The organism is Actinoallomurus rhizosphaericola (assembly GCF_024055675.1).
In the GTDB taxonomy this organism is placed as follows: Bacteria; Actinomycetota; Actinomycetes; order Streptosporangiales; family Streptosporangiaceae; genus Actinoallomurus; species Actinoallomurus soli.
Genome location: NZ_JAMXMW010000019.1, coordinates 34200 through 52288 on the forward strand (window position 1 = coordinate 34200; position 18089 = coordinate 52288).

At 72.4% G+C, this 18089-nt stretch carries 18 protein-coding genes; 9 read left to right on the forward strand and 9 right to left on the reverse strand.

Annotation, left to right across the window (positions count from 1 at the left end):
- Positions 1-70 precede the first annotated feature (70 nt).
- Entirely contained in the window at positions 71-532 is a 462-nt protein-coding gene (locus NE234_RS33625; RefSeq protein WP_252784926.1) for an Lrp/AsnC family transcriptional regulator, read from the forward strand.
- 30 nt (positions 533-562) lie between these two features.
- Here NE234_RS33625 and NE234_RS33630 read toward each other — a convergent pair whose 3' ends face one another.
- Entirely contained in the window at positions 563-994 is a 432-nt protein-coding gene (locus NE234_RS33630; RefSeq protein ID WP_252784927.1) for a nuclear transport factor 2 family protein, read from the reverse strand.
- Complete coding sequence (locus NE234_RS33635; RefSeq protein WP_252784928.1) at positions 991-1437, reverse strand: nuclear transport factor 2 family protein; 447 nt, start codon at positions 1435-1437, stop codon at positions 991-993. The genes NE234_RS33630 and NE234_RS33635 overlap by 4 nt, the downstream gene beginning before the upstream one ends.
- A 95-nt stretch (positions 1438-1532) precedes the next feature.
- Here NE234_RS33635 and NE234_RS33640 point away from each other — a divergent pair, with 95 nt between their 5' ends.
- Positions 1533-2171, forward strand: coding sequence for a TetR/AcrR family transcriptional regulator (locus tag NE234_RS33640; protein WP_252784929.1), 639 nt, complete (start codon positions 1533-1535; stop codon positions 2169-2171).
- On the opposite strand, the gene NE234_RS33645 is transcribed toward NE234_RS33640, so the two are convergent.
- Positions 2161-3366: a serine hydrolase domain-containing protein gene (locus NE234_RS33645; RefSeq protein ID WP_252784930.1), complete on the reverse strand. Its 1206-nt coding sequence runs from the start codon at positions 3364-3366 to the stop codon at positions 2161-2163. The two genes, NE234_RS33640 and NE234_RS33645, sit on opposite strands and share 11 nt — an antisense overlap.
- 191 nt (positions 3367-3557) lie before the next feature.
- Here NE234_RS33645 and NE234_RS33650 point away from each other — a divergent pair, with 191 nt between their 5' ends.
- Positions 3558-4451, forward strand: a complete 894-nt coding sequence (locus tag NE234_RS33650; protein ID WP_252784931.1) for an NADP-dependent oxidoreductase — start codon at positions 3558-3560, stop codon at positions 4449-4451.
- A 98-nt stretch (positions 4452-4549) separates the two neighbouring features.
- Positions 4550-5578: a helix-turn-helix transcriptional regulator gene (locus NE234_RS33655; RefSeq protein ID WP_252784932.1), complete on the forward strand. Its 1029-nt coding sequence runs from the start codon at positions 4550-4552 to the stop codon at positions 5576-5578.
- A 93-nt stretch (positions 5579-5671) separates the two neighbouring features.
- Here NE234_RS33655 and NE234_RS33660 read toward each other — a convergent pair whose 3' ends face one another.
- Positions 5672-6481, reverse strand: a complete 810-nt coding sequence (locus NE234_RS33660; RefSeq protein ID WP_252784933.1) for a hypothetical protein — start codon at positions 6479-6481, stop codon at positions 5672-5674.
- A gap of 144 nt (positions 6482-6625) precedes the next feature.
- On the opposite strand from NE234_RS33660, the gene NE234_RS33665 reads away from it, so the two are divergent.
- Positions 6626-8425 carry a hypothetical protein gene (locus tag NE234_RS33665; RefSeq protein WP_252784934.1) on the forward strand — a complete coding sequence of 600 codons (1800 nt, stop codon included), beginning with the start codon at positions 6626-6628 and terminating at the stop codon, positions 8423-8425.
- Here the strand turns inward: NE234_RS33665 and NE234_RS33670 are convergent.
- Both NE234_RS33670 and NE234_RS33675 read right to left on the reverse strand, forming a co-directional pair.
- Positions 8397-8993 (reverse strand): AAA family ATPase, encoded by a 597-nt coding sequence (locus NE234_RS33670; protein WP_252784935.1) that lies wholly within the window; start codon positions 8991-8993, stop codon positions 8397-8399. The two genes, NE234_RS33665 and NE234_RS33670, sit on opposite strands and share 29 nt — an antisense overlap.
- A gap of 184 nt (positions 8994-9177) precedes the next feature.
- Complete coding sequence (locus NE234_RS33675; RefSeq protein ID WP_252784936.1) at positions 9178-9657, reverse strand: hypothetical protein; 480 nt, start codon at positions 9655-9657, stop codon at positions 9178-9180.
- An 85-nt stretch (positions 9658-9742) separates the two neighbouring features.
- On the opposite strand from NE234_RS33675, the gene clpX reads away from it, so the two are divergent.
- The 3 genes from clpX to NE234_RS33690 all read left to right on the forward strand — a co-directional run bounded on the left by clpX (position 9743) and on the right by NE234_RS33690 (position 13022).
- On the forward strand, positions 9743-11020 hold the full coding sequence (gene clpX / locus NE234_RS33680; RefSeq protein WP_252784937.1) for an ATP-dependent Clp protease ATP-binding subunit ClpX: 1278 nt from the start codon (positions 9743-9745) through the stop codon (positions 11018-11020).
- Between the two features lie 291 nt (positions 11021-11311).
- Positions 11312-12184, forward strand: coding sequence for an ABC transporter substrate-binding protein (locus NE234_RS33685; RefSeq protein ID WP_252784938.1), 873 nt, complete (start codon positions 11312-11314; stop codon positions 12182-12184).
- Positions 12185-12230: 46 nt separating this feature from the next.
- Positions 12231-13022, forward strand: a complete 792-nt coding sequence (locus NE234_RS33690; protein ID WP_252784939.1) for an amino acid ABC transporter permease — start codon at positions 12231-12233, stop codon at positions 13020-13022.
- On the opposite strand, the gene NE234_RS33695 is transcribed toward NE234_RS33690, so the two are convergent.
- Positions 12971-14257 carry an RNA-guided endonuclease InsQ/TnpB family protein gene (locus tag NE234_RS33695; RefSeq protein ID WP_252784940.1) on the reverse strand — a complete coding sequence of 429 codons (1287 nt, stop codon included), beginning with the start codon at positions 14255-14257 and terminating at the stop codon, positions 12971-12973. The two genes, NE234_RS33690 and NE234_RS33695, sit on opposite strands and share 52 nt — an antisense overlap.
- A gap of 92 nt (positions 14258-14349) precedes the next feature.
- Here NE234_RS33695 and NE234_RS33700 point away from each other — a divergent pair, with 92 nt between their 5' ends.
- The gene (locus tag NE234_RS33700; RefSeq protein ID WP_252784941.1) at positions 14350-15102 is read left to right on the forward strand and encodes an amino acid ABC transporter ATP-binding protein; all 753 of its coding nucleotides are present in this window, start codon (positions 14350-14352) and stop codon (positions 15100-15102) included.
- An 18-nt stretch (positions 15103-15120) separates the two neighbouring features.
- Here NE234_RS33700 and NE234_RS33705 read toward each other — a convergent pair whose 3' ends face one another.
- Together NE234_RS33705 and NE234_RS33710 are read right to left on the reverse strand one after the other, a co-directional pair.
- The gene (locus NE234_RS33705; protein WP_252784942.1) at positions 15121-16164 is read right to left on the reverse strand and encodes an enolase C-terminal domain-like protein; all 1044 of its coding nucleotides are present in this window, start codon (positions 16162-16164) and stop codon (positions 15121-15123) included.
- Between the two features lie 97 nt (positions 16165-16261).
- Positions 16262-17698, reverse strand: a complete 1437-nt coding sequence (locus NE234_RS33710) for a GuaB1 family IMP dehydrogenase-related protein (RefSeq protein ID WP_252784943.1) — start codon at positions 17696-17698, stop codon at positions 16262-16264.
- Positions 17699-18089: the final 391 nt, after the last annotated feature.

The window sequence follows — 18089 nt, forward strand, 5'->3', positions numbered from 1 at the left end:
GCGCAACAGACCGTCATCTGGTTGAGCACGATGACACGTATGGGAGAGATCAAGTGCCATACTGCGCAGCGTGGATGCCCTCGACGCCCGAATCCTCCTCGCGGTCGACGACGACCCCGACGCCACCATCCTCGCCCTCGCCAAGAGGCTCGGCATCGCCCGCAACACTCTCCATGCCCGGCTGCGGCGGCTTCGGGAGGCCGGTGCCGTACGGGAGTTCACGCGCCGCGTCGACCCCGCCGCCCTCGGTCACGGCCTCGTCGCGTTCGTCTCGATCGCCCTGAGCCAGACCACCGGGCGCCGAGCGACCTCCGCCCTCGCGGCCTTCCCCGAGGTCGTCGAGATGCACTCCACGACGGGCGAGGCCGACCTGCTGCTGAAGGTCGTCGCCCGCGACACCGCCGACCTGCACCGCATCAGCGGGGAACTGCTCGCGGTTCCGGACGTCGTGCGCATCAGCACGGTGATCTCTCTGTGCGAGGAGCTGCCCCTGCGCACCCGCGCGCTGATCGAGCGGGCCGCGCGCGCGTGATTCCCGGCCGGACGTGACCGCGGCCGCGTCTCAGGGGGAGCCGTCCGCGAGGGCGGCGGCGAGCGGGCCGGGCGGCCGGCCGATCGCGAGGCCGAACCGCAGGTGGTCGGCGTAGTCCCGGGCCTCGACGATCAGGCCGTCGCGGACCCGGAGGACGAAGATGTTGCGGACGGCGAACCGGCGGCCGGTCGTCGTGATCCGTCCCGCGTACTCGAACTCCCCGATGACGACCTCCGGGTCCGCGGTCTCGTGGACCACGACGTCCCGGGCGCTCATCTCCAGGGGGAGGGTGGCGGCGTGCTCGAAGTGCCGTCGCAGCGCGTCCCGGCCGACGAGGGGCTCGCCCGGCACGGCCATCGGGTGCACGACGACGGCGTCCTCGGCGTACAGCTCGGGCAGCCGGTCCCAGTCCCCGGCCGTGACGCCCTCGACCAGCCGCTCGAAGACCTCGTGCGGCGTCATGAGGCCTCCCCGGCGAGGGCCGTGGCGAGGGCGCGGAGGCCGCCGGTGGCGCGGGCGATGGTGAGGTGGTCGTGGTAGTCGCGCGTCTCGACGATCAGCCCGTCGCGGACGCGGAGCACCTGGATGTTGGCGGCGGTCAGCACCTCGTCGCCGGCCGGGACGTCGTAGTCGAACTCCGCGATGACCACCTCCGGATCCGTGGTCTCGTGGACGACCACGTTTCGGACGCCGAAGCGCAGGCCCATCCGGGCCGCGCCGGCGAACCGCGCCCGGATCACCTCCCGGCCCTCCAGGAGACGGGGGGCGTCCTGCCCCGCCGGGGCGAACGGCTGATGGGCGACGGCGTCCTCGGCGTACAGGTCGGCCAGGTCGCTCCAGCGTCCCTCCGCGATGCCGCGGCTCAGGCGCTCGAACACGGTGCGCGGACCGGTGGGTTCGGACATGCGAGACTCCTGTTGATCGAAAGCGGAATCGGAGTGATCACTCCGGATCGAATTATCCGGAGTGGCGACTCCGCCTGTCAATGAGGAAGGTGCGCATGACCGCACCGCGGCGCGCGTCCGCCACGGACGGCGGACGGCCGGTCCGCGCGGACGCGCTGCGCAACCGCGCGCGGGTCCTGGAGGCGGCCGAGGCGGTCTTCGCCGAGCACGGCACGACCGCCTCCACGGAACAGGTGGCGCGGCGGGCCGGCCTCGGCGTCGGCACCGTCTTCCGCCACTTCCCGACGAAGGAGGCGCTGCTCGAGGCGGTGTTCGTCGCCCGGCTGGACCGGCTCGCCACCGAGGCCGACGGGCTGATGAGCGCGGAGGATCCGGGCGAGGCCTTCTTCGGGTTCTTCGCCCGCGTCGTCGGGCACGCCGCGACCAAGAACGCCCTGTCCGCGGCGCTGGCCGAGGCGGGCGTCGACGTCCGGGAGAGCACGGCCGAGACGGGCCGGGAGCTCAGACGCGCGCTCGGCGCGCTCCTGGGCCGCGCCCAGGAGGCCGGAGCCGTGCGGCCGGACGTCGGCCTGCCCGAGATCCTCACCCTCCTGGTCGGCGCCTCCCAGGCGGCCGAGCACGTCGGCGGCGACGCCGAGGTATGGACGCGCGCCCTCGCCGTCGTCTTCGACGGCCTGCGCGCCGCACCCGCTGGATCGGACCCGGGTTCCGGGTCGCCCGGCGTCAGGGGTTGAGGGTGAGCTCGGCGAGGTGGCGGGCGATGCCGTTGACGTCGGTGTCCTGAACGTTGCTGAGCACGGCGATGGCGATGTCGTCGTCGGGCAGGTAGACGTTGCTGGCGTGGTATCCCTCGAGCAGGCCCGGGTGGTAGAGGTACCGGTGCCCGCGCAGCCGGTCGACGAGCCACCCGAAGGCGTAACCGGTGGAGGGGGAGTCCAGGCAGCCGCCGGACGGGCAGTCGGCCTGGGGGGTGAAGGCCAGCTTCACGGTGGCCGCCGGCGCGACGAGGTGCGCGCCGAACGACCGGTCCCAGCGGGTCAGGTCGTCGGCGGTGGTGTAGACGCCGCCGGCGGCGTACGCCTCCGACCCGATGATGTGGCCCGCCGGCTTGCCGACCGAGAGGTAGCCCTTGGCCCAGCCGTCCGGCGGGTCGCCGTCGGTGTAGCCGGTGTGCTGCAGGCCGAGAGGCGCGGCGATCTCGGCGTGCAGCACGTCGCCGAACTTCTTGCCGGTGACCTTCTCGATGATCGCGCCGGCGAGGATGTAGCCGGAGTTGCTGTACTTCCAGCCGGTGCCGGGCTTGAAATCGAGGGGCTTGTGAACGAACCGGCTGATGATCTCCTTGGGCGTGGTCGGCGTGCCCAGCTTCGGGAAGAAGTCCGGCATCTCTGAGATGTCCGGGATGCCGGAGGTGTGGACGAGGATCTCGCGGATCGTGATCGGTTTCCACGCGCTCGGGCAGGACTTGATGTAGGTCGGGACGAGGTACGGGCAGACCGTGTCGTCCAGCTTCACCTTGCCCTCGTCCTGCAACTTGAGCACGAGCATGGCGGTGAACTGTTTGCTCACCGAGGCGATCCGGAAGATGGTGTCCGGGCTGTTCGGGATGTTCTTGGCCGAGTCGGCCTTGCCAGCGGCGAACCGGGCCAGCACCTGGCCGCGCCGCACCACCGTGATCGAGCCCGTGAACCTCCCCTTCTGGACCAGCCCCCGAAGGTAGGAGTCGATCGCGGACGCGCTCGGGTCGCCGGCCGGCGCCGGCGACGTGGCCAGCGGGTTCGGGCTGGGAGCGGCGGCCGCTGCGGAGGAGGTCGCGGCCGCGCGCGGCGGGTGCGCCTTCCCGCCGCCGGGGTCGCTGCTGCACCCCGTCACCGCCGCGGCGAGCAGCGCCAGCGCGGCGCCGGATCGGGCCAGATGAAGACGTGCCATGGTCACTCCACGGCCTGTCGGTCGCACTTGTCGAACCTGCCAATGATCCCCAGGGGCACGGACCCCTGCAGGTTATCCGCCGCGGGGAGCAAGATCGCGCATCTCGCGCCCGGACGAATGAGCCTTGACTACTCAGGGTAGTGCTCGTGACAGCACGGTGAATTTCGGGGGGACCAATGCGAGCCGTGACGGTGTCCGATTTCAGGGCCGAGCCGGAGCTGACCGAGCAGCCGGTGCCCGAGCCGGGCCCCGGCGAGGTCCTCGTCCGGATGAACGCCGCAGGACTCAACCCCTTCGACTGGAAGGTCATCGACGGTGCGATCCCGGACACGGTGTTCCCGCTGATCGTCGGCACCGACGGCGCCGGCACCGTCGAACGGGTCGGGGAGGGCGTCACCGGCGTACGGCCCGGAGACCCGGTCTTCGGCCAGTTCGGCGACCCCCGACGCGGGCTCGGGTCGTACGCCGAACGGGCCGTCGCCCGGGAGGACGCCATCGCGCCGCCCCCGCGGACGATCGCGCTGAGCGAGGCCGCGGCCGTGCCGACCGCCGGGACGACCGCGCTGAACCTCGTCGACCGGGTCGGCGACGCGCGCCGCCTGCTCATCGTCGGGGCCACGGGAGGCGTCGGAACGTTCGCCACGCAGCTGGCCGCCGCCCGTGGGATCACCGTCGTCGCCACGGCGACCGCCGACAAGGCCGACCTGATGCGGGCGCTGGGCGCTGCCGAGATCGTCGACCACACCGCCGGCCCCGTCGCCGAGCGGCTGGCCGCCCCCGTCGACGCCGTGATCGACCTGGTCGACGACACCGCGGGACTGCGCGAACTGCTGCCGGTCGTCCGCCCCGGCGGTACCGTGCTGAGCCCGGTGTTCGCGGTCCCGGAGGAGGGCCTGCCCGGCGTCGACGCCCGCAACTTCCTGAACGAGGCGGGCACCGAACGGCTCGAACGGCTCGCCCGGGAGATCGACGCGGGCAACGTCCGCGTTCTGATCGGCGACACCGTCACCCTGCCCCAGGCGCCGGACGCGCTCGCCCGCAGCAGGGCCGGACGCGCCCGGGGGAAGACGGTGATCGTCATCTGACGGGGACGGGCGCCTTCCGCCGCGTCCGGCCGCCGCGGGAGGCGAGCACGCCTCCCGCGGACGTTCGTCCGGGCGTCCGCGCACGGCAGACTTGGCGCATGCGCGCGAGCCGCCTGGTGTCCCTCCTGCTCCTGCTGCAGTCGCGGGGCCGCATGACCGCCCAGGAACTGGCGGACGAGCTGGAAGTGTCCCTGCGCACCATCTACCGCGACGTCGAGTCCCTGTCGGCGGCGGGCGTGCCGGTGTACGCCGACCGCGGCCCGGCCGGCGGATACCAGCTCCTCGACGGCTACCGGACACGCCTGACCGGGCTCACCGCCGAGGAGGCCGAGTCGCTGTTCCTCACCGGCCTGCCCGGACCCGCCGCCCAGCTCGGCCTCGGTACCGTCCTGGCCGCGGCCGAGCTGAAGCTCATGGCGGCGCTGCCCCGGCAGCTGGCCGAGCGCGCCGGGCGCATCCGGGAACGCTTCCACCTCGACGCGCCGGGCTGGTTCCACGACGGCGAGCCCACGCCGTACCTGAACACCGTCGCCGACGCCGTCTGGAAGCAGCGCCGCGTCCGCATGCGCTACCGGAGGTGGAAGACACCGACGCCCGTCACCCGCACCGTCGCCCCCCTCGGCCTGGTGCTGAAGGCGGGAAGCTGGTACCTCGTCGGCCGCTCGGAGGACGACCCTTCGGATGGCGGCCGCTCGGACGACGGTCGCTCGGGAGGCGGCGAACGCACCTACCGCGTCGACCGGATCATCGCGCTTGAGATGCTCGAGGAGGAGTTCGAACGGCCGGCGGACTTCGACCTCGCCGAGTTCTGGGCGTCCTACCTCGCCCGGTTCCGCGACGCGATGTTCACCGGCGAGGCGGTCGTCCGGTTCTCCCCGGCGGGGATGCGGATCCTCCGCCACCTGGTCACGCCCGAGGTGATCCGCGCGGCGCAGCGCAACGCCGGTCCGCCGGACGAGGAGGGCTGGGTGCGCACCGTGATCCCCATCGAGTCGGTCCGGCACGCCCACACCGAGCTGCTGAAGTTCGGCGCCGAGGCGGAGGTCCTCCAGCCTCCGGAGCTGCGTGAGCTCGTCATCGCGTCCGCGCGCGCCATGCTCGACCGGTACGACGCCGCCCGGACGTGACACGTCCCGCCGGAGAGGCGAGGCCCTCCGGCGGGACGTGCCGGCGGATCCGAGGGGACGGCTCGGCGGATCAGGCCGAGGTCGGTCGGCGGATCAGGCGCCTTCGCCCGGACGCCGGAAGGATCCGGTGTCCTCCGCGGAGCCACCGGCGACCCGGCGGTCCGTCGGCTCGGGCGCCCGCGGCGCGGCGGACTCGGGCGGCCACGGCGCGGCGTGCTCCCGGGTGGGCGGCACGGTCTGCTCGGCCGGCCGGGGCACGGCCTGCTCCGGCGGGGTCACCGGGGCGCGTCCGGTGCGGCGCGGCAGAGGCTGCGTCGCCTGGATCGGGCCGGGCCGGTCCGCACGCGCCGGCGGGATCGGGCCGGTCGCCGCGGGCCGGTCGTCGTGGGCCGGCCGGGGCGTCTCCACCGTCGGAGCGGCCTCGGCGTGCGCCGCCTCACGCTCGGCGAGGCGGGCGTCCTTGACGCCGACCACGGCGAGACGGCCGAGCGCCACCGCGGCGAAGAACACCGCCACCGCGCCCAGGCCGGACAGCAGCGTGATCTGCTCCACCACCTGGCGCGTCGTCCCGCCCACGGGGACGCCGAGCCGGTCGGAGGCGGCCCACATCGTGCTGAGCGTGCCGCCGACGACGTACCAGGCGCCGCCGAGCGCGGCGATCCACGCGCCGATGGCGGCCGTGGCCCGGTTGGCGCTTCCCAGCAGGATCAGGCCGCCGACCAGCAGGGCACAGGCCGGCAGGATCTCCAGCCAGACCCGCCCGGCCGTGAACGACCACGCCTTGTCCGGAGTGAACGCGAAGTGGAAGTACGGGCCGACGAGCGCGGCCAGCCCGCCCCATAGTCCGAGCAGCACGAGGATCACGCCGCTGAGCGCACCCCTGCTGCGAGGTACTCGTAGCATCCCGGTCATTGGAAATCAGCTCCCTGAAGTCTCGGGCGCCTACGGATTACCCGGAGAGGACCCTTTCAAGCGCGTCGTTGCCCCGCGCTTTGCAGGGATTTGGGCCGGTATAACGGGCGGAGGCGTTCTCACGAGAGGGGACTGGTGACAGAGGAAGTCGGGACCGTTCCGCGCGACCGCGACCTGGCGCTGCTGCGGCGGTACGAGCCGATCCTGACCTATACGACGGGCGAGCGGTTCTTCCCCGTCGACGCGGAGGACTACATCCGCTGCTGCAGCCTGTGGCAGGGGGACGAACGGCTCGTCGAGGCGGGGGAGCTGAACGCTGACCGCCTGGTCGCCGCGGCCGCCGACCGCGCCGGCGCCGAGCTGTCGCTGCTGCTCGTCCAGCGGCCGTTCGACCGGCGGGAGGTGCGCGCCCACCGCGCTCGCGCCAAGCCGCCCATCGCCCGCTCCGGGCGCCTGGCCGCCGTCGGCCTCATCGGGCGGGTCTTCGACGTGCTCCTGCGCGCCTCGCTGTTCCTGCGCGGCTCGGTGCCCGGCGGGGTCACGGCGGCGGCCGCCGACCTCGCCGAGCGGTACCTGAGCCGGGACCAGGCCACGTACTACGGCCGGGTGGTCCGCGAGGGCGGCTACATCGTGCTGCAGTACTGGTTCCTGTACGCGATGAACGACTGGCGTACGACGTTCGCCGGGGTCAACGACCACGAGGCCGACTGGGAGTCGGTCACCGTGTACCTCGCCGACACCGAGGACGGCCCGCTCCCGGCCTGGGTCGCGGTCTCCGCGCACGACGAGCGCGGCGACGACCTGCGCCGCCGGTGGGACGACCCCGACCTGCGCAGGGAGGGGGACCATCCCGTCGTGTTCGTCGGGGCCGGCTCGCACTCCGGCGCGTTCCTGCCCGGCCAGTACCTCGTCACCGTCAACCCCGTACGGCTCCGGCGCTACGTCCGCTGGGCGCAGCGCCTGATGGGGCTGGCCTTCCCCTGGGCGCGGGAGGAACGGCGGCACGGGGTCGGCATCCCCTTCATCGACTACGCGCTGGGCGACGGGGAGCGGATCGGCCCGGGCCGGGACCGTACGTGGCGGGCGGTGCTCATCTCCGACGAGACACCGTGGGTCCGGGGATTCCGCGGGCTGTGGGGCCGGGACACGCGGGACTGGGTCGGCGGCGAACGCGCCCCGGCCGGTCCGCGCTACGAACGGGACGGCCGCGTACGGACCCTGTGGGCCGACCCCCTCGGCTGGGCCGGCCTGCAGAAGATCCCACCGAGCCCTGAGGCGGAGCGACGGGAGCTGCGGGCCCGGGTCGCGGCCCTCGACGAGGAGATCAAGGCCGCCGACGCGGAGATCGAACGCGGCCGCGAGGAGTTGCGCCGGCTCCGTACGACGGCGGTGTCCCTGGCCGGGCACCGCAACACCAGGAACCTCGCCCGCCGGCGCGCCGCCGAGGTCGCCAAGGCCGAGGCCGCCCTGGCCGTGCTCGTCCGCGACCGCACCGAACTGGCGGAAGAGCGCGGCGCGCACGAGGCGACCCTGGCCCGCCCGCTCGGTCCGGACGCCCCGCAGGCGCACCTGCGCGAGCCGCACCTGCCGTACACGCCGTTCCGAGGGCCGCGGACGCGGTTCCTGCACACGTGGGCGGCGTTGAGCACGCCGCTGTTCCTGCTCGCCCTGGTCGGCGTCTTCGTGATCCCGCACGAACCCGTCGCGATCCTCCTCGCCGCCGTCGTGTTGCTGTTCGTCATGATGGAGGCGTGGGTGCGGCGCCGCCTCCTGGCGTTCGCGACCGGGCTGCTGATGCTCGCCGGGGGCCTGGCGGTCGCGGTGGGGCTGGGACTGGCGGTGAGGTACGGGGGACGGTACGTCCTGCTGGCCCCGCTCGTGGTGGTCGCCGGGGTGCTCCTCGTCGTCAACCTCCGCGAACTGTTCCACCGCTGAGGAACGCCTCGTCGACCTGGTCGGCGAGCGGGCGCGCCCCGGACCGGTTGTCCAGGACCGTGTGCGGTACGACCGGCGGTTCGTCGAACCGTACGCCGGCGAGGAACCGCTCGAAGCCCTCGAGCTTCCCGGCGTCCCGTTCCAGCCCCCGGCTGAGGAGCCGGGCGCGCAGCGTCTCGGCGTCGGACCGGACCCAGAGGAGGTGAACGGGCGGCCCGCCCAGCGCCTCCACCCAGGCGTGCCAGCGCCCGGCGTCGTGGACCTGGCCGGTGAACGGGCCGCTCAGCAGCACCGGGCAGCCGTACGACCGAATCTCCCGCGCCGTGGCGGTCATCCCCGCGTACTCGTGCGCCTTGACGTGCTCGTCGTACCAGGGGCCCTCGCGCTCGCCGTCCGGCCGCCCCGCCGCCCGCAGCGTGGCGGCGACGAACGGCCCGTACATGGTGTCCTTGTCCAGCAGGGCGGGCACCGGCCGCAGCCGGGACAGCAGCAGCCGCGCCACGGTCGACTTGCCGGCGGCGGGCGGCCCGGAGACGATCCAGAGGTCCGCGGGGTTCGAGTCGCGCATGACCCTGATCCTTCCCGGCCGCGCGGACCGGGCCGTCGCCGGGCCGCCCCGATGCGCGCGCCGGAGCGGACGGGCGGGCGGTCTCGCGCGATCCCAGGGCGTCGTCGGCACCCCCGGCCGCCTCGCCCGCGATCCCGGCCGCCGGTGCGGGGGACGATCAGGCAGGCCTCGACGCGGACGGCCGTCATCCGGGGCGCAGGGACAGTTCTCCGGCGAAGCGTCCGTGCCGCCAGGCGCGGACCGTCACGGCGCTCGTGAGCCGCAGGCCGACGACGACCGGACGCCCATCGCGGGCCCGGACGACGATGACCGTCGCCGCTCCGGTGACCGGCGTGACCGTGACGGTGGCGCCGACGTCGCAACCTCCGCTCACCCGGACGTATCGGGCGGCCCAGTAGTCGGGCGTCGGAGCGCTGGGCGGAAGCACGGTCCGGGCCGGTGCCGCGGGCGGACGCCGCCCGGCATCGGGTGTCCGGAGGGCCCAGACGGAAGGCATCATGGCGCCGGTGGGAATCCGGACGCCGCAGATCCGCAGGCCGTTCGGATGCGTGTGGGTCGTGCAGCCGCAGAGCCCCGCGAGAACGACGATGACACCGACCTTCGTCGCGAACACGTCCGCCTCCGTCCCCGCCTGGTTCGGCGTCTTCGACGTGACGAAGTACAACTCCGACGGGGATATCGTCGCAGTCAGGCGATGGGATCATAGGGTCCTGTCACCCGGCCCTGCGGATTTTCGAGGAGACGTGGCGATGGCGCCCACCGATGCCGGCGACGAGCCGCTGACCTGCACGTTCTGTGGCAAGAGCCAGCGGCGGGTGCGGAGGCTCATCGCGGGTCCGGCCGGCGTCTACATCTGCGACGAGTGCGTCGAGATCTGCAACGAGCTCATCGAGGACGACGAGGACGACGCGGCCACCGTCGGCGCGCCGCCGAAGCCCCGTGAGATCCACGCGTTCCTCGACCAGTACGTCGTCGGCCAGGACGACGCCAAGAAGAGTCTCGCGGTGGCCGTGTACAACCACTACAAGCGCCTGCGGGCGAGGCCCGGCCGCAGGGCGGATCGCCGGGACGCCGTCGAGCTCGGCAAGTCCAACGTCCTGCTGATCGGGCCGACCGGCTCCGGTAAGACGCACCTCGCGCAGACTCTCGCCCGGATCCTCGACGTGCCGTTCGCGATCGCCGACGCGACCTCCCTCACCGAGGCCGGCTATGTCGGGGAGGACGTCGAGAACATCCTGGTGGCGCTGTTGCGGGCCGCCGACCACGACGTCCGCCGGGCCGAGACGGGGATCGTCTACATCGACGAGATCGACAAGCTCGCCCGCAAGGGCGACAACCCCTCGATCACGCGCGACGTGTCGGGGGAGGGGGTTCAGCAGGCCCTGCTGAAGATCCTCGAAGGCACGGTCGCGAGCGTCCCGCCGGAGGGCGGCCGCAAGCACCCCCAGCAGGAGTTCGTCCAGATCGACACGACCGACGTGCTGTTCATCTGCGGTGGCGCGTTCGCCGGCCTGGAGCAGATCGTCGAGCGGCGGTCCGGCCGCCGGGAGATCGGATTCGGCGCCGTGGCCGAGGTCGAGACCGGCCGGCGGGATTCCCCCGCCCGGGTGATGCCGGAGGACCTGCGGGAGTTCGGGCTGATCCCGGAGTTCGTCGGCCGCCTCCCGGTGGTGTCGGCCGTCGATCCCCTGGACCGGGCGGCGCTCGTCCGCATCCTCACCGAGCCGCGCAACGCGCTGCTCAAGCAGTACCGCAAGCTGTTCGCGATGGACGGGGTCGAGCTGGAGTTCACCGACGACGCCGTCGCCGCGATCGCCGACCAGGCCCTGCTGCGCCGCACCGGCGCCCGGGCCCTCCGCGCGATCTGCGAGGAGGTCCTCCTCAACGTGATGTACGAGGTGCCGGGCCGGGACGACGTCGCCAAGGTCGTCGTCACCCGGGAGACCGTGCTGCGGAACGTCAACCCGACGCTGGTGCCGCGCGATCGGCCGTACGACGGGCAGGAACGCCCCGAGAAGTCGGCGTAGGCGGTCGCGCCGCAGCGTACCGTCGATTTGACGCTATCCCTGCCGAATGTGCAGGATTAACGGCATGAACAGCTATCTCGTGACGCGCAGGCACATCGACCTGCTCCGCGTCACGTCGATGAGCTGTCGGCCGTGCCTCGGCCGTCCCGTCACGAACTGACCGGGCGCCTTCTTCCCGTCCACGCGGACTCCGCGCCGATCTCTCGGCCGTCCGCGGACGCCTTCCCGCCGCTTCCGCGTCGCGGCATCCACCGACGCGGGCACACGCGTATGAATAGAGGAGAAACCCCCATGCGTCCGTTGCGAGCCCTCGCGACCACCGCCGTCGCCGTCGTCGCCGCCAGTGCCCTGGCGGCGTGCGGGGGAGGCGGTTCGTCGAAGGCGTCCGTCGGCAACCCGTACAAGCTGCTCCAGCCCGGCGTCCTGCGCACGGCCACGCTGACCGACGCCCCGCCGAACGTCTACCTGAAGAACGGCAGGTTCACCGGCTTCGACAACGACCTGCTGACCGCGGTCGGCGCGAAGATCGGGCTGAAGGTGGAGTTCGCCGGCACCGACTTCTCGGCCCTGCTGTCGCAGGTGGCGACCCACAAGTACGACGTCGGCAGCTCCTCGATCACCATCACCGAGGCCCGCAAGAAGACCGTGGCGTTCACCAACGGCTACGACTTCGGCTACTTCGGCCTCGACGTGCCGGCCGGCTCGCCCATCTCGAGCTTCGACCAGCTCAAGGGCAAGCGCGTGGTCGTCGTCCAGGGCACGGTCCAGGACGACTACGCCACCAAGCAGGGCCTCAACCCGGTCCGGGTGCCCGACTACAACGGCGCGCTCAACCAGCTGAAGTCCAAGACCGCCGACGCCTGGATCGCCCCGGCCGAGATCGGCGAGAAGACCGCCAAGGACAGCGGCGGCAAGGTCGTCGCCGCCGCCAAGATGCTCGGCTCGACGCCGATGGCGTTCGCGGTCGCCAAGGACCACCCCGAGCTCCTCGCGGCGCTCAACAAGGGGCTCGACGAGGTCATCAAGGACGGCACCTGGACCAAGCTGCAGGAGGAGTACTACCCCGGCCGTGAGGTGCCCAAGGAGTTCAAGCCGGGCAGCGGCACGGTGACCTTCCCGCCGGTCCAGGCCTCGGGCGCGCCCGCCGCGTCGCCGTCGTCCTGACCGGCCGACCGAACACTGACGCGCGCGGGCTGATGGGAGAAGGCGGATGGACCAGCTGAGTACGTTGTGGGACACCTTCTTCAACTGGCAATCCATGCGGCAGGCCCTGCCCGACATGCTCAAGACGGGTCTGCCGAACACGCTGATCCTCTCGGCGATCTCGGCGCTGATCGGCACGGTGCTCGGGATGCTGCTGGCCATGGCCGGCATCTCCCGGCACCGCTGGCTCCGGTGGCCCGCGCGCGTCTACACCGACATCTTCCGCGGCCTGCCCGCCGTGGTCACGATCCTGCTGATCGGCGTCGGCCTGTCGCAGATCGGGATGAAGATGTGGGGTCCCAACCCCTACCCGCTGGGCATCCTGGCCCTGTCGCTGATCGCGACCGCGTACATCGGCGAGATCTTCCGGTCCGGGATCCAGAGCGTCGACCCCGGCCAGCTCGAAGGGGCCCGTGCCCTGGGGTTCTCGCACTCGGCGGCCCTGCTGCTCGTGATCATCCCGCAGGGCATCCGGCGGGTGCTGCCCGCCTGGGTCAACCAGCTGATCGCGCTGATCAAGGACTCCAGCCTCGTCTACTTCCTCGGCCTGGCGGCCGGTCAGCGCGAGCTGTTCCGGATCGGGCAGGACGCCGCCGCGAACACCGGCAACGAGTCGGCGCTGCTGCTGGCCGGCATCTTCTACCTGGTGCTCACGGTGCCGCTGACCCACTTCGTGAACTTCGTGGACCACCGGCTCCGCCAGGGCCGACGCACGAGGACCGGCCCGCCGGACACCGACGAGCCGCTTCAGATGGCCGGTGAGACGCCGCTTCCCGCGACGAGTGAGGGCACGAATTGACGTCCTCCCCCACCTGGAGTCAAGGCGGGAGATTCCAACCCGGTCTCTACCGAGGTGAGAACAGGTTGAGGTTCGCGGTTCACGGCCCCGCCCAGTGGCTGGAGGGCTCCTCGCGCTGTCACGGCACGTCCTGCCGCGATGTTCTTGGCCGCGTTCACATCCGCGTCATCGACATGCCCGCAGGTGCGACAACGAAAGACCGCTTGGCTCTCACGGCTCTCCGCGGCGCGATGCCCACAGGCATGACAGATCTGAGACGTGTACGCAGGATTGATCTTTTCCACCCGGCCGGAGGCCTTCTGTTCCAGGCGGGTCACCAGAAGGCCCCAGCCGGCCGCGTGAATCGAGCGGTTCAGCCCGGCCTTGGCCCGCACATTCGTGCCCGGCGCGGCGAGGGTGCCGCGTGCGGACCGCACCATGTTCTTGATCCTCAGATCCTCGACACGAATGACGTCGTAGCTCCGGGCCAGGGCGGTGGATGTCTGCTCCACCCAGTCCTTACGCCGGTCGGTCTCACGCGCTTTGATCCGGCCGATCGCCATCTTGACCCGCGCCCGCCGGTTCGACCCCGGCTTCGCGCGCGCCAGCCTGCGTTGCAGGCGCCGCAGATTGTCGGCCTCAGTCTTGCGCAGGCCCGGCACGGACCACTGCTCGCCGGTGGAGAGGGCTGCCGAGACGACCACGCCACGGTCCACCCCGACGACCTCGCCCGTGCCGGGCCCGTCGATGGGCGTCGGGATCACCGCGAAGCACACGTGCCAGCGGCCCGCTCGATCTCGGTTCACCCGGAACGATTTGGCCTCGTCGGGAACCTGGCGGGACCAGCGGAACTTCACCCAGCCGACCTTCGGGATCCACACCTGTCCGGTCTTGTGGGACAACCGCCGGGCGTCCCATTGTCGACCGCGCTGGCCGACGATTCGGAACCCCTCATGCACGCCCGCTTTGCGCCAGGTCGGCCGTCGATGGGTCCCTGCGAAGAAGTTCGCCATGGCTTGGGTGAAGTCACGCAATGCCTGCTGCTGCACCGTCTGCGACCCGGCAGCCAACCACTCGAACGCTCGTCTCGCTTCAGTCAACTGGCGGCACTGCTCGACATAGCCCGGCGCGGACGCCCGGCCCGGCTGCCAATGCTGATGCTGCTCAACCGCGAGATTCCACACAAAACGGGCGTGTGCGCAGTGGTCCAGCAAGCCCTGCTCTTGGGTGGGCGTGGGCGTAAGCCGGAACCGCATGCCCGCACCCTAACCACCACCACCGACAGTCCAAGGAGGGAACGGCGTTTCCTCCCCGGCCTCAAGGCCGGGGTCTGCACGCCGCGCAGCCGATGACCGAAGAGCAGCAGGAGACGTTCTCCTCCGTCAGCCTCGCCACCCGCGACATCCACCTGGCGTTCGGGACCAACCGGGTGCTGCGCGGCGTCGATCTCGACGTCGGCAAGGGCGAGACCGCCTGCGTGATCGGCCCGTCGGGTTCGGGCAAGTCGACGTTCCTGCGGACCATCAACCGGCTGATCGAGCCCGACAAGGGCGACGTCCTCCTCGACGGCGTCAGCGTCCTGGACCGCGACCCCGACCGGCTGCGGCAGCAGGTCGGCATGGTGTTCCAGCAGTTCAACCTGTTCCCGCACATGAACGTCCTGCGCAACCTCATGCTGCCGCTGCGCCGCATCCGCAAGCTGTCCGCCGACGAGGCCGAACAGGTCGCCCGCCACCAGCTGGAGCTCGTCGGGCTCGCCGACAAGGCCGGCTCCCGGCCGGGCCACCTGTCCGGCGGGCAGCAGCAGCGGGTGGCGATCGCCCGCGCCCTCGCGATGCGGCCGCAGGTGATGCTGTTCGACGAGGCGACCTCGGCCCTCGACCCGGAGCTGGTCAAGGGCGTCCTGAGCCTGATGGCCGACCTGTCGCGCCAGGGCATGACGATGGTCGTCGTCACCCACGAGATGAACTTCGCCCGCGAGGCGTCCGACGTCGTCGTCTTCCTCGACCAGGGCGTCGCCGTCGAGACCGGCCCCCCGGAGAAGATCTTCGACTCCCCGGACAGCCCGCGACTCCGCCAATTCCTCAGCGACGTCCTCTGACGATCGCCCAGGACCCCGTCAGGCGGGGATGCGCAGGCTCTGGCGGGACAGGCGGGTGACCAGGTCGGAGTCGATGTCGTGGCCGAGGCCCGGCTGGGTGAGGGGGACGGCGACGACGCCGCCGTTGGCGCGGACCGGTGGGGAGACCACGGAGGTCTGGGACGGGGTCTCGCTGACGTCGCTGGGCAGGTCGCAGCCGGGCAGCGCGGCCAGCGCGACGGCCGCCGCCTGGCCGATGCCGAAGCCCGCCGCGCCTCCGCACCAGGTGTCCCAGCCGGACGCCAGGGCCCGGTCGTGGGCGCCGCGCGCGGCGGTGAGGCCGCCGAGGCGCGAGATCCGCAGGCCGAGCATCCGGCCCGCACCCATCGCGATGGCCGTGTCGACCGTCTCCAGGTCGGCGGGGTCCAGGCACACCGGCGTCTCGATCGCGCGCTGCAGCCGGGCGTGGGCGGCGAGTTCGGCGCCGGCGAACGGCCGCTCGATGGCGAGGAGCCCGTACGCGTCGAGCGCCTCCAGGGCGGACAGGTGCGGCGCCTCCTCGGTGTACGCCTCCCCGGCGTCGGCCTGCAGGGCCAGTGCGGGGAACGCCTGGCGCACGGCCCGTACGGGCTCGATGTCCCATCCGGGCTGCACGGCCAGCGTGACGCGGGCGTAACCGGCGCTGACCAGACGGTTCACCCGGGTGAGCAGCACGTCCAGCATCGGCTCGGCGGTCAGGCGGGCGCCGGCCACGATCGAGGTGCGGGTGCCGCCCAGGGCGTGCGCCAGCGGGGTGCCCTGACGGCGGCACCACAGGTCCCAGCAGGCGACGTCGATGGCCGAGGCGGCCGCGTGGCCGCCGAGCCCGCCGACGCCCACGACCTCCTCCGGCAGCTCCCAGTCGAGGCCGAGCAGCGCCGGGCCGACGCGTTCCTCGATGTCGGCCCAGCAGGCGTCGGATCCCGAGACCTCGCCCCAGCCGACGGCGCCGTCCTGGTCGCAGACCCGCACGACGATGCTCTCCGGCCGCCGGCCGCGGGGCATCGTCATGCGGTAGGCCTCAAACCCCTCGATGCGGGGCATGTCACCGTCCTCGCCTAGACATCACCTCTATGATCCACCCATCACGGGCATGCCCCGACGCCGGAGCCCGATACGCCCGGATCAGGGATCGGCGGATCTACCAGCTGGCGTGGAGCGGCTTGCCCTCCGCGTAGCCCGACGGGCTCTGCACGCCGACCACGGCGTACTCGTGCAGCTCCTCCAGCGTCCGCGCGCCCGCGTACGTGCAGGAGCTGCGCAACCCGGCGATGATCGAGTCGAGCAGGTCCTCGACGCCGGGGGACTGCGGGTCGATGTACATCCGCGACGTGGAGATGCCCTCCTCGAACAGTGCCTTGCGGGCGCGGTCGAAGGGGGAGTCGTCGGATGTGCGGAGCCGTACGGCGCGGGCGGAGGCCATGCCGAAGCTCTCCTTGTACAGCCGGCCGTCGGCGGCGCGCTGGACGTCGCCGGGGGACTCGTACGTCCCGGCGAACCACGAGCCGATCATGACGTTGGCGGCACCGGCGGCGAGCGCCAGGGCCACGTCGCGCGGGTGGCGGATGCCGCCGTCGGCCCAGACGTGCCCGCCGAGCCGGCGCGCCTCGGCGGCGCACTCCAGGACGGCGGAGAACTGCGGACGGCCCACGCCGGTCATCATCCGGGTGGTGCACATCGCGCCGGGGCCGACGCCGACCTTGACGATGTCGGCGCCCGCCTCGACGAGGTCGCGTACGCCCTCGGCGGTCACGACGTTGCCCGCCACGATCGGGACGCGCGGGTCGAGAGCGCGGACGCGCCGGAGCGCGCTGAGCATCTTCTCCTGGTGCCCGTGGGCGGTGTCGATGACCAGCAGGTCGGCGCCCGCGTCGAGCAGCGCGCCGGCCTTCTCCTCGACGTCGCCGTTGACGCCCAGGGCGACGGCGACGCGCAGGCGGCCGTCCGCGTCGACGGCGGGCTGGTAGAGGGTGGCGCGCAGTGCGCCGGTGCGGGTCAGCACGCCCACGAGCCGGCCCTGCCCGTCGACGACCGGGGCGAGCCGGTAACCGCGGGCGTGCAGCGTGTCGAACGCCTTCTGCGGGTCGATGTCGTCCGGGAGCGTGAGGACGTCGCGCGACATCACCTCGCGGAGCTGGGTGAACCGGTCGACGCCCATGCAGTCGCCCTCGGTGACGACCCCGGCGGGGCGGTCGTCCTGGACGACGACGACCGCGCCGTGGGCCCGCTTGTGCAGCAGGCCGAGCGCGGCGCCGACCGTGTCGCCCGGGCCGAGCTTGATGGCCGTGTCGACGATGAGGTGCCGGCTCTTGACCCACCCGACCACGTCGGCGACCACGTCGAGGGGGATGTCCTGGGGGATGACCGCGATGCCGCCGCGGCGGGCGATCGTCTCGGCCATGCGCCGGCCGGAGACCGCGGTCATGTTCGCGACCACGATGGGGATGGTCGTACCGCTGCCGTCCGCGGTCGACAGGTCGACGTCGAGACGGGACCCGACGTCCGAGCGCCGGGGGACCATGAAGACGTCGTTGTAAGTCAGGTCGTGGGCCGGTCGCTCACCGTTCAGCAGGCGCACGTTCTTTCACACCGTCCGGAGCTCGGGGATCATCGGCACGAGGAGGGCCGCGTCCATTGTCGGGGATACCCGAGGGTGTCCGGTTCAAAGGGCGGTCAGAGGGCTTCGACGGCCTGATCCCGAACGGGCGTGACGATGCGCGGACCCCGGGCGCGCGGTCCGCGGATGACGCCCGGCGACGCGGCGTGGGTCTCCCGCACGGAACGCCGCCGTGCCGGACCGGGCCGCCGCCCTCACGTTCGGAGGGGCGGGCGGGCGATCGGCCGGCGGGAGGACCGCGGTCCGGACCGTCCGAAGAGCGGCCCGAACCGCTCGGCCGGCGGTCGGCGATCGGGAGCGCAAGCGGCGGGTCGAGAGAGTCCCATCGCGGTGGATGGGAGTGGCCCGCCCG